Origin of the sequence: Chryseobacterium sp. WX (assembly GCF_029542485.1) — a bacterium.
Classification (GTDB): domain Bacteria; phylum Bacteroidota; class Bacteroidia; order Flavobacteriales; family Weeksellaceae; genus Chryseobacterium; species Chryseobacterium cucumeris.
In genome coordinates this window covers 1,234,399-1,246,758 of the sequence record NZ_CP120710.1, presented here as the reverse complement: position 1 = coordinate 1,246,758, position 12,360 = coordinate 1,234,399, and the positions used below count along the sequence as shown (strand labels likewise).

The window sequence follows — 12,360 nt, the reverse complement described above, 5'->3', positions numbered from 1 at the left end:
AAATTAGGTATTTAAATAGTGGTATTGCGAAGAATGAATATAATATTCGGGTATTCAAAAGTAATTGCTAATTTTGTATTACAAACAATGATATTTTGAGATTTTCATACATTGTGTATGTAATACGTATGTATTTTTTATTATATAGTAATAGTGTAGTATAATATTGTATTTTAATTCTGATCATATTATGATGAAAAAACTGACTGTTTTATTCTTTTTTATTTCTTCCTTTTTCTATTCACAGCATACAGAAGAAGAATTAAAGAATGTGCTGTTTGATATCGAATTTTCTACTGCCGGATCAAAGGAAATTGAGAAGATTGACAGTCTTATTAAGGTGTGTAAGAAAAATTCTTATAATGATTGTGTTGCATTAGGGTATCTTAAAATTGCCAATATCTACAACCGGAACAGTGATATGAAAAGGTCTTTTTATTATACTGATAAAGTGGAAAAAGAAAACCTTATCAATTCAGATACAGATTTTGAGGTTATATTTTATCTCCATCTTCAAAGGTCACTGCTATACCAGAAATTAGGAGAAAGAATGACTTCTCTGAAACAATTGGACGAAATATATGATAAGGTGAACGAAACCGATAATGCTTATTTTATTTATCTGATTAACTGGCAGTACGCAGGAATATACAATGAAATTAATAAAAAAGAATTAGCACTAAAACATTATAAAACAGCATATAAGTATTCTAAAATTTACAGAGAAAACAAAAATAATCTCTATAGGATAGACAAGAACAGATTGAGCAACAGTTATAAAACCTCACCGTATCTTGGCGGAATGTATCTTGAGCTCAACAAACCTGATTCCGCAAGAATATATATTGAGGAAGCCATCCAGAATGGGAAAAAGATCAATGAAATAGGGATACAATACATTACCTCGTATTATGCTTCCAGGTACTTTAAATCTCTTAATAAAATTCCTGAAGCCCAGCATCATTTATGGATCTGTAAAAATATTGCTGATAATTATTATAAAAGCGAGAATTATCAAAAGTCGGTCGCAATGGAGTTGAAGAACCTGTATGAAAGCACAGGACAGAAAGACAGTATCGCTTATTATGCGAATTGGCTGTTGGATATAGAGTCTTCAAACAGCAGACAAAAACAAACATTGAATGATGCTGTAGATAAACAGAATGAATTGGAAAATAGCAATAGAAAGAAGGAAACAAAAAAACTTTTCTTCATCCTGTCGTTGAGTATTGCCGCATGTCTTCTTTTTATATTTCTTTTCCTGTATTATTATAGAAAGCACAAAAGTAAAAATCTGGATAAAATTGATATCCCTCATCAGCCATCTGTAGATGAAAGTGCTTTTAAAGAACTTATACAGCTTGCCAAAGAAAATAATCCTGAATTTTTAACCCGTTTCAATGAGTATTATCCGCACTTTTCAGAAGAATTGCTGAAAGTTTTTCCTTTAAAAATATCAGAAATAAGATTCTGTGCCTACATCTATCTGAATTTTTCTACCAAAGAAATTGCTGAATATACTTTTACTTCAGTGAGAACCGTACAGACCAAAAAATATAATCTAAGGAAAAAACTGAATATTCCCGGTGATATGGATATCTATGTATGGTTTTCCAAATTGCTGAAATAAACCTTTAAATAGTCATAAAAAACAGAAGCTATCTCATTAATGAAATAGCCTCTGTGCAAGTAAAATATGTTTTGAACGTTTCGTTTAAAAATACCTGCAGAAAATAACACAAACCTGCAGGCAGAAGATATCCTAAATATTAAAAACTATTTTCTGATTCTGAAAAAAGTGCTATTTCTTAATTGTTTTAATCGTTTTTGTAATTCCGTTTATCATTTTTAAAGTAACAAGATATAATCCCGTTTTTAAATCATTCAGATACAACTGAGATGAAGACTGTTCAATCGTTTTAACTGTTTTTCCGGAAGCATCAATAACCTAAACCGACAATAAATTTTTCATATTATGTATGGGGTTTTTAGGGGTTATGTGATAAGATTTTATAATGGGCTATCTTTTAAACTTTGATCAATTTTCTACTTTATATAAAAGCATAGAATAATTTTCGGACAAAAGTAATTGGTAATTCTGTAATTTAAATGGTTTTTGTTTGCGCTTTTGCTATGTTGTGTATGTGATACGTAGGTGGTTTCAGTGGTGTGGTAGAAGGATAGTATTCATATTGTAATTAAGATATTGCTGAATATACGCACACCTCAGTAAGAACTGTGCAGACCAAGAAATACAATCTAAGGAAAACTGAATATCCCCGGTGATATGGACATTTATATATGGTTTTCAAAACTATTGAAATAAAGATTAAGAATATTGTGAAAAGCAACAGAGACTATTTCATTTCGAAATAGTCTCTGCTTTTAAATTAACTTCCGATTGATATCAGTAATTAATTTCTTATAGTTGAAATATGGATGTTTTTCTGTCCGTTGGAATCTATAAGTTCAATGTTGTCAATCATTTCATTATAAACTAAGGTAGTGGTATCATTAAACTGATATCCTTCAATAAATACAGGTCTGTCTTTGGGCAGATTGTTCTGCTCATTCAACATTTCCAGAGATAAACTATCTGGATAGCCGGCATTTTTTTTAAACTTTATTTCTATTAGGCCGTTATCAGCCAGATAGTCAAACTTCTTTAAATGAGGAGGTAAACTGGCTTTGGTTTTAAAAACGTGTACCTTTTCAATACTGTCCTTATAAAGATCAAACATACTGGCAGTTCCGATGGTGTTATTGTAAACAGCAAACTTTACATGGGTGTTTTTCTGTGCGATGAGCATACCTGAAAAGAACACGAGAAATATATATAATAGCTTTTTCATAATTAAAATTGATATTTAAATGTTTAATTAATTTCTGTTTTTTACCATAATCCATCCTGTGTATTTTATCGGAGTCTGTTTTCTGTTGGTCTCATTCCAGCCCATATCAAACCAGTAGTTGCCGGTAGATACTTTCTTGCCGCCAATGCTGCCATCCCATTGATATCCGTTTAATTTGCTTCCTTCGTGGATCTTGCTTCCATATCGGTCATAAATACTGAATGTGAAATTAGGTTTCCCGGCCAAAGCAGAATAATCCAGTACATCATTTATTCCATCACCATTAGGCGTAATGATATTAATAAGATTGGGAACTGTAATTTCTACCTCTACAGGAGTACAGTTATAAGCATCTTTTACATAAAAAGTATTGCTGCCACGCGGAACATTGGTAAATACATTTTCATTCTGCCAGTTGATATTATCCATCGAATACTGATAAGGTGTTGTTCCTCCAATGGCAGTCAGGGTAACCGTATTATTGCTGATGTTAATATCTGAAATTACAGGATTTTCTGATGGATAAACCTTTACGGTTTGTCTTGTGGTACATTCTCTCGTTTTCAGATCTACCCAATAAGTTCCCACTCCCACATTGCTGATGGATGGTGTTGTTGCTCCCGTACTCCATAGATAAGAAGTATATCCGGGGCCGGCATCCAGTGTGGTGGTATTTTCCATACAGATAATTTTATCCTTTAGTACCTCTGAATAGGTAGGAGGGATAACGGTAAGCGTTACTTCGGCAATTCTGTAACATCCGTTGGCATTGCTTACCTTAACGTAAACCACTCCGTCTGGTGCTGTATAATTAGCTGGAGTCAGAATTTCATTGGTTCCGTTATGGGCATCAGCAGGAGAAGGATAATATTGTTTAATAGTTCCAGGTTGTACGTTTACTCCTGCTGAGGTTAAGTTGAATAAACCCAGTACAGGATTAGATGGTTCAAAACAAGATCTTAGAGCAGCATCTTTAACGATAGGGCTTTCAGAAACCGTTAAGGTTAAGGTTACCTGTTCACAATCTGTAAAATCAGGATTGTTTCCACAAAACTTATAAACAATAGTGTCTGTACCCATATAGCCGAAATTAGGAACATAAGTAATTACTCCCGCCGGATCAATGGTTGCGGTACCGTTTGCCGGAGGTGTAATAATAGTTACTGTACTCGGAACATAACTTTGAGTTGAATTGGTAAACTGAGGGACTATAGCCTGATAGCCTTCGCAGACAGTCATTGCTTTAGTAGACTCTTCAAGACATGTAAACACTTTGTAAACCGGGGTGATGGCCGGAGTACAAGATCCTACTGCTATTTTTACGGTATAATTTCCGGAAACCAGAGGGGTGTAAGTATTTGCATTGGCTCCTGTAATAGGATTGCCATTCAAATACCACTGATAGCTATCATAGCTGTCATCCACTTCCAAAACAATACCAGGAATACATTCTCCTGTCTGTTTTGCAATTAATGGAATAGAAGAGAACCCTGCAAAATATCCTCCATATCCAGACGTGCTGTATCCTCCATTAATCCCTGCAGTTACAGCTTTATCCGAAATAACTGTTACATTTCCGGTGATAGAAGGGATGGCATACGTTACCCAGCTGTTATTACCTGTTAAGGGAAAAGGACCTTCTGAAGCGAGTGGCGGAACTCCGTTTACGGTTACATTGGCTCCAGCTTCAGTTAAAATATTCAGTTTTACTACAGTTCCGTTCGGAACAGTACTTGTGGTACCTGTGCCGGTTGGCATTTCATTGATCTTTCCGATTTCATCAATTTTTCTGGGTAAAAAACAGTTTAATGGTGGGATGTAGTTGTAACCACAGGTAGCACTGCTGTTATTTACTGAAACCAGTTGATACAGATAAACATTTTTTGAAGTCGTTATAAACATATTAAAATGTCCGGAATTTCCCTGCTGAACATAATTGTTTCCTGTGATCCTGTAAAAATCACCACTGTTGATCGTTGCGATAGGTGTAGTAGAACCATTAATGAATATCTGGGTATGGTCTTCCGTTCCAATAATGATACCTCCTTCCAGATCATCAGAGGAAGATCTGGTTCTTACCATAGCAAAAGTACTTCCAAGCCTTTCTGTTGGTACAGATTGATCAAGGATGGCATCAGATCCGGAACTTGTATTATTTCCAAAATTTCCATTGACATTTCCATTGGTAAGCGTAATGGGTTTGTCGGAAACAATTTTGGCTCCAATAAAAGCAGACTGGTTTTGACCTCCCGTTCCAGGACCTCCTGCAAAAATAAAAGACTGTCCTTTATTAAGAGTAATAGTCTGTGTATTGGTAGCTGGTGCTGCTCCAAAGAACGTCACGTTTCCACTCCATGTAGCAGTTACTACAGTATTGTTTTCAGTAGCCAGTATTCCTGCTGTGAAATTATATCCGGTAAGTGATGAGGTTGTAGGAGTTCCAGCCACGTAAAACTCTTTACCAATCCCGGCTTTCCCTTTACTGGTTATAATTTCGGCGTGTGTAGTATTGCTTACTATTCTTAATGAACAGTAGAATGGCTTTGTCCCTTGTACATGTAACCCTTTAGTGATAACACTATAAGCGTCTGATGTAACATTGGCGGCGATAGCAGATATGGGTACAACAAAGGTTTGCGGAGCATTTTTGCTGATTGTGACAGTGCCAATCGGAGTATTGTTATTATTAATTGTAACAACAAAAGGGGTGGCAGAGTCGGTAGACAGATATAATGCCTGCGTATAACTTGTGGAGGCGTAATAAGGTGCAAACCAATGGTCTGTATCCCTTTGAGCCGAAATAGGAATGCTCATTAGGATAAATAATAAACTAAATATAATGTTTTTCATGAATTACAGAATTTTGATTCTAAAAATTGAAATTTCATTGACAAAAGAGATTATGATTCTTTAATAAACTTCTTCTGAACGGTTATTCCTCCATCTTCTATCTCGATCATATACATCCCGTGGATAAGATTGCTCACATCAATAGCATTGTTCAGAATGATTCCACTTGATATCAATCTTCCGGCAGCACTGTAAATTTTATATTGAGCTTTGAAACTTATGTTTTTTACATACAATACTGAACTTACCGGGTTGGGATAAATGTGGATATCTGCCTGATTTAGAGAGTTTTGTACAGGTTGTTTAGATATTCTGACCGTATAATCTTCCACCTCACCTTCTTTGAAATTCGTACAGTTCACAGGAATACCATCCTTCTGTAAAGCGACTCTCATCACAACATATTTATAATCTGTCATACTTATGAAGGCATTGTCAGGAACAGAGAACGTTGTACTTGCTGTTGGAGTTCCATTAGGTCCGTCTGCCAGAATTCTTTCATTGATGTCAAATTCTCCGTTTCTGTTGAAATCGATCCAGACTGCAACACCAGCGTTAGTTCCTGAACTTAAAGTTTTATCAATGGTAATCTGATTACCTTTTGATCCTTGAATTAAATCAATAAACTTTAAAGGATTTCCTGTGAAATTTGAATACGTAGAGGCAAGAGATTCATTAATCATTTCCTTATTGCCATTTGGTTTTACAGTAACCTTTGAAATAAATTCTGTTGTAGAATTGGCTGCTGACATCGGGCAGTAGATGACGGTCGGAGTTGTAAAATAATACAGTTTTGTAAAATTTCCCGGTACTCCGTTACAGATATTGGCTACCTGCATTTCGTATTTAGTGAGCTCCAGCAAACCCGTAATGGTGTAAGTATTTGTAGGAACTACAACCTCTGTCCAGCTCGGAATACCTACTTTTCTGTACTTCAGTATATAAGTGGCTCCCGGAAAAGGATCCCATACAACCTCTGCCGTTGTTGGCATAATCTGAGTGATCATAAGCCCCGGAGGAGGAATTTCACATATTCTTTCTGTGGTAAATACTTTTGGATTGGACCACGGATTGGCTGTTGTTTCTCCATTACAGATATTGGCAACCTGTACTTCATACGTTTTAAATGAATCAAGATTTTGAATCGTGTATGAATTTGCAGGTGGTTGAGGGATCGTTGGTGTATTCCATGGGCCGGTACCTACTTCACGCCATCTTAAAATATAAGAGGCACTTGGAACAACCGGATTCCAGGTGATCAAAGCTGAGTTTGACGTTACATTACTTATCGTTACAAATGGTGGAGTAGGATCACATCTCGTTGTAAATGTTTTAATAGGCGTGTAAACTCCGATTCCTGTACCGCCACAAACCGCTGCAATTCTTACCTCATAAGTCGTAGCAGGAGTTAAAGCGTTGATTGTTACAGGTGGATTCCCTCCTAAAACAGAAAGGTTTAAAAGAACCCATGCAGAAACAGGGTTTGTAACAGGTCTGTATTCTAAAATAAAAGCATTATTATTAGTAGCAGTTGTCCAGTTGATATTTACAGAGTTATGGGTAATATTGGTGAATACGGGATTTCCGGGTGTTGCATTACTGCATGGTCTTAATCTTACCGCATAATCTTCTACTTCACCATTGGCTGCATCTGCACACATTACAGGAGCACTGGTTCGTTTCATTACCACTCTCATCGTTGTTGTTAAAGATCCTGTATAAACTCCTGTTGAAGGAACATCAAAAGTTGCTGTTATTGGAGTGGTGGTGCTGGCAGCAGACGTCATTATTTTCTCAGCATCTGTGAAAACTCCATCTCTGTTCCAATCGATCCATGCATTGACAGCATCGGCATATTGAGTTCCTGCCCATTCTTTAGAAACTGACAGTTGATTTCCCTGAGAACCGATTTCAAGATTAATAAGGGTAGCAGCAGATGTGTAACTGATATAATTTGTTTGAACTGATGGGTTATCCATTACCGGGAAGTTGACAGGGGTAACTTTCACATTTGAAATGTAATCGTTAATTCCTGTTCCGGTCATACTACAATACGTTAACGGTGGAGTTGTAAAACTTACGCTTGGAGAAAAAACTCCCTGGTTTCCATTACAGATGGTTGCAATTTGCACCAGATATCCGGTTTGCTCGGTGAGTCCTGTTATGGTATAAAAGCTTTGTCCTGCCGGAAGTGTCTGTCCTGTTGCAGATGGAAGCCATGCTCCTGTACTTCCTTGTCTCCATCTGATAATATAAGTAGCATTAGCAGTAGGAATCCATGATACATAGGCAGAATTATGAGTAAGGTTATTCACCGCAATAGTAGTAGGAGCAGCTGTAGTACAAGGCTGTAAATCTATAAATTTTACATAATAATCTTCCACTTCTCCATTGCTGGTGAAAGGTCCGCAGGCATTGGCTGGAGTAAGAGAATATACAATAACACGCATTTTTACTTTACTTGTTCCCAGATAGGCATTGGCAGGAACATCAAATGTAGCAGTAACGGGAGTGGTGCTTGAATAGCCAAGATTCATGATTCTTTCTCCTCCGGGACTCGTTGCCGGATTATTATCAAAAATACCATCCCCGTTAAAATCTATCCATGCATTGGTAGAATAAGTTCCTGATATAATTGACCTTCCTACAGACAGTGTATTGTTAACTGAATTTCTCAGGAGTGTAATGGTCTTTGTAGGATCTGTAGAATAATCCGTATATGTTGTTGGCCCTGAGTTATTACTGGTTAAAGGTACATTCGTACCAATCATGGTGATATTGTTGATATAACCGTTCGTAACTGTTGCCGTTGCTCCATTACAGTAAGTCAGTGCAGGTGTTGTAAAACCTACAGGAGCAGAAAATGTCCCTTGCGTTCCACAAATGGTTGCAATCTCTACCTCGTATTGGGTCTGTTCAGTTAAAGAGGTAAGCGTTACACTATTAGTAAAAGGAGTTGTTACATTGATTGTTTGCCACGTAAGGGAAGGAGGTATTCTGTATCTTACAACATACGTGGCATTGGCTGTGGCAGTCCAGGTAACATTGGCTGAAGTTGCTGTAATATTATTTACTGCAATATTGGCTGGAGGATTGTTGGTACAACTTGGTAACGTTGTTCCTGTCAATTGTAACCTCGGTAATACAGCATATCTGCTTGTTGCAGTTGGAAGATTTGCCGGATCCGGATTGGTCGTTGAATTGTAATAAATCATCCCACGGTTATTTCCTGCAGAATAACTTCCCCAGTTGGCGGTACATGATGTTCCTGTTGAATTTTCATCAACACCTATCACTACATTGCTTACACCATCCCATAAGAATGGTGTGCTTAGAGGAATTTCAACCCATGTCCCAGCTACCATTGCCGGTAAAGTGCCAGAATATACCTGTGTTAAAGATGGGGTAGAGATCCAGCTTGAAGTGGTTGCAAAATCTGTTTGTGAAGTATTCCCCATATACACTACCCATTGATTGTAATTAGCTTGGGTTGCTGCAGTTGTGGAAACAAAAAACCTGATGGCTGTTATATAATTATTGGTTCCTACTGCGGCTCCAATCTCTGAAGCCAAATAAATCTGTTGGGAATAATTAAATCCTGAACAGGAATATACAGGTAAAAAAGCATGAGTAGCCGTACCTCCTCCAATCTGCCCTGGAGTAAAAGGAGCGCCTGCAACCCATGGTGATTTATCCGTTGCAGAACAGACAGATCTTATCCACCAGTAATAGGTAGCACCCGAAGTCAGAGAGCTGATGTTAGCACTTGTTCCGGGATTGGGTGTGCCTGGTGTTGCAGCTGCAGGAGGAGTACTGTTTGTACTGTAATAATATTCATAGCCATTGGCCGGAGCAGGTGCAGGAGCAAGGGGAGCAGCCCAGTTCAGTGTTGCAGAATTAGGTGCAATATTAGATACAGGCAGAGTAACAGGTTCAAAACATGTAGGAGCTTGTATTACCTGAACTTCATCTAATAATACATCATCATAAAAATCACCATTTCCTGCTACATCCTTATCAACGGTAAATTTTAATTGAATGGTTGCACCCACATAGCTTGCTGCCAGAGGAACACCAACTGTTCTCCATTCAGGAGAATTGGTATCACCAGACCAGACCTGTATCCATCCGGAGCCGTTATTTACAGCAAGTTTTAGCTGATTGTTGTCGGCAGCAGGTACTGTACCGTTGAGTCCGGTTAAATGATCTTTAAACCATTCAAATTTGATATAAGGATTGGTTAACCCCGCTAAGTTGATCTGAGGGCTTATCAGTTCAACTGTGTGTTCACCTGCATAAGGTGAAGATGCATCAACCCATGCAAAAGTTCCGGCAGGTTTCCCTCCGTTTCCGGTGGCTCCATATCCGGCTGATCCGGAAAATTTCCACTTAACATTAGCGTTTGTAGAAGTGGAAGAGGGGTTTTGGCTGATCCAGCATGTGGGAAGTGCTCCACTACTGAATGACTGTAAGAACGGCACTGGAACTGGTGCACAGGTTTGCCCCCGGGCATGTGCAAAAGTCATTAAAAATAAGATAATGGGTAGAATTTTTCTCATATAGTTTCATTTTAAGTTAGAGTCTGTTATTCAATTTACTTAAGTTCTTCTTCGAAAGAAATGGGGAATTCTTCTATAGATTTGGTTCAGAAATCAATAGAAAAATCCTCTGTTTTTCAATCACAGAGACAATAATTGGTTTAAAGTGTATTATCATGTTTCCTTATCACCTCTTTTTATAAAAAGTGATCAACGGATAAACAGAAAAGTAGTAGGGTCTAAGTAGGTGGGAATAATGGCAGCTGCAGAGTTGGTGGTCTTTTTATATTTTTTTATAAAAATCACTCACTTTACTGCATGGGTTGTTGTATTTTTTAATGTGTTTTGATTTCTTTCATTTTTATATAGTTTTCTTAGTTTAGTTTTTATGATTGTGACTTGGGGTAAAAATAATTTAATAAAAACTTAATATGACTATACTTTTGTATAGTTTTAAATCAAAGATTGATGAATTAATAAGAAACTGATCTTCCCAAAATGCTTTCAAAACAGAAAAATACAAGTTTCATTTAAAAATAATGATTTATATAAATATTTTTCTTCCATTCTTTCTCTTTTTTTATCTCCCTACAAGTGCGGAAATGTAATTTTCCGGGTATTGAAAATGTAATAAAATGAAGTTGTATAGATTTTTTTATTATCAAAATAAATGATTTGTAGTTTTTAGTTTAATTATAATTAAGTTTTGATAGATTTTTTATTTAGCTTAATTATGAATATGTTTGCAAAAGTCACCTAATAAAAAAGTTTTATATCTTATTATCATGTCAAAAATATGAGTGATAAAAATAATTCATTATATGCCGGAAAGGCATCAGAGAAGTATCTTAATGTACTAAAAGCGGTATCGGAAACCAGTCTGGGCTGTGTTTATATTGCAGATCTTAAAACAAGAAAATTAGAGTTTATTTCTGAGAATCCTCTTCTTTTTTCTGGTTTAAGTGCTGCTGAAGTTGAAAAGATGGGTTATAATTTTTTTCGTAAATACACCAAGAAGGCAGATCTTGACATATTAAAGAAAGTAAGTACCAACGGATTAAAGTTTTTTGATTGCCTTTCACCTGAAGAAAAAAAAGTACATACCATTACCTATGATTTTCATCTTAAATATGCCAACAGTGTAGATGTGCTTGTCAATCATAAGATTACACCTATAGAACTCTTTGATGATGGAGAAATCTCCAAAATAGTCTGTGTAGTGTCCTATTCTCTTAACCGGTCTGCGGGAAATATCAGGATCGTTTCTAATACCTCAGAAACCTATTGGAAGTATAATCTCTTCACTGGAAAATGGACAGAAGAATCTAAAGTTGCCCTAAAATTAAGGGAAATAGAAATAATACGGCTTTATCTTCAGGGATTAAAAATAGAAGAAATTGCAGAACAATTGTTTGTGTCACCAAGTACCATAAAGTTTCACAGAAGCAAATTGTTTGAGAGAATTGGAGTGAAGAATATCATCGAGGCAATATCCTACGTAATAACGAATAATTTGATTTAAACTATACTTTTTTAAATATTTCCAGCTCGAAATGGCTGAGAATCAAAATGGAACGCTCAGTATAACTTACCGTTTTTAATTAAAAACCGGTTGATTTCTGTGTATTGTTTTCTGAACATTCTCCCTCTGCAAAATGATAGAAGGAGAATGCCCGGAACAGCTTAATTAAGCTGATAATTTGTAATTACTAAACTCAGGATGAAATGAACATAATTCTGTTCCACCTCTTTTCTGTTAATCAGTTTGTTTTTGTATTCATAAGAGTTCAGGTCTCTGGATAATTTCTGATATGTTTCAAAATCATCACCCTTTATCTTTACTCTTATATTACCGTCTTTTCTGTTGATAATGACATTATCTAAAGTTCTTACTTTAAATAAAACCTCGCATAATGTAGGACGAGCCTTCATTGACCCGATATATCTTTCAACTATATTAATCTTGAACGAATCAAATATGATATTATTAAAAACGATTTTAGAATTAGGCTCCTGAGTGTTGAGTTCAAGTTTATAGTTCATTACTTTATAAATTTTGGCAAATATAAGTTTAATTATGCCAAAAAACAGACTGTTTTAATAGATCATTCCCATATTAA

At 36.2% G+C, this 12,360-nt stretch carries 6 protein-coding genes; 2 read left to right on the top strand and 4 right to left on the bottom strand.

Going from position 1 to position 12,360, the window contains the following annotated elements:
• Positions 1 to 190 precede the first annotated feature (190 nt).
• Positions 191 to 1,630, top strand: a complete 1,440-nt coding sequence (locus tag PZ898_RS05645) for a LuxR C-terminal-related transcriptional regulator (protein WP_062675201.1) — start codon at positions 191 to 193, stop codon at positions 1,628 to 1,630.
• 784 nt (positions 1,631 to 2,414) lie between these two features.
• On the opposite strand, the gene PZ898_RS05640 is transcribed toward PZ898_RS05645, so the two are convergent.
• From PZ898_RS05640 to PZ898_RS05630, 3 genes are read right to left on the bottom strand one after another with little or no spacing between them, the layout of a single operon-like run.
• Positions 2,415 to 2,852, bottom strand: a complete 438-nt coding sequence (locus PZ898_RS05640) for a hypothetical protein (protein ID WP_148045421.1) — start codon at positions 2,850 to 2,852, stop codon at positions 2,415 to 2,417.
• Between the two features lie 27 nt (positions 2,853 to 2,879).
• On the bottom strand, positions 2,880 to 5,702 hold the full coding sequence (locus tag PZ898_RS05635) for a T9SS type B sorting domain-containing protein (RefSeq protein WP_277694991.1): 2,823 nt from the start codon (positions 5,700 to 5,702) through the stop codon (positions 2,880 to 2,882).
• Positions 5,703 to 5,752: 50 nt separating this feature from the next.
• Positions 5,753 to 10,261: a fibronectin type III domain-containing protein gene (locus tag PZ898_RS05630; protein ID WP_277694990.1), complete on the bottom strand. Its 4,509-nt coding sequence runs from the start codon at positions 10,259 to 10,261 to the stop codon at positions 5,753 to 5,755.
• Between the two features lie 775 nt (positions 10,262 to 11,036).
• Here PZ898_RS05630 and PZ898_RS05625 point away from each other — a divergent pair.
• Positions 11,037 to 11,762, top strand: a complete 726-nt coding sequence (locus PZ898_RS05625; RefSeq protein WP_277694989.1) for a LuxR C-terminal-related transcriptional regulator — start codon at positions 11,037 to 11,039, stop codon at positions 11,760 to 11,762.
• 161 nt (positions 11,763 to 11,923) lie between these two features.
• On the opposite strand, the gene PZ898_RS05620 is transcribed toward PZ898_RS05625, so the two are convergent.
• On the bottom strand, positions 11,924 to 12,283 hold the full coding sequence (locus tag PZ898_RS05620; RefSeq protein WP_034696561.1) for a hypothetical protein: 360 nt from the start codon (positions 12,281 to 12,283) through the stop codon (positions 11,924 to 11,926).
• Positions 12,284 to 12,360 lie beyond the last annotated feature (77 nt).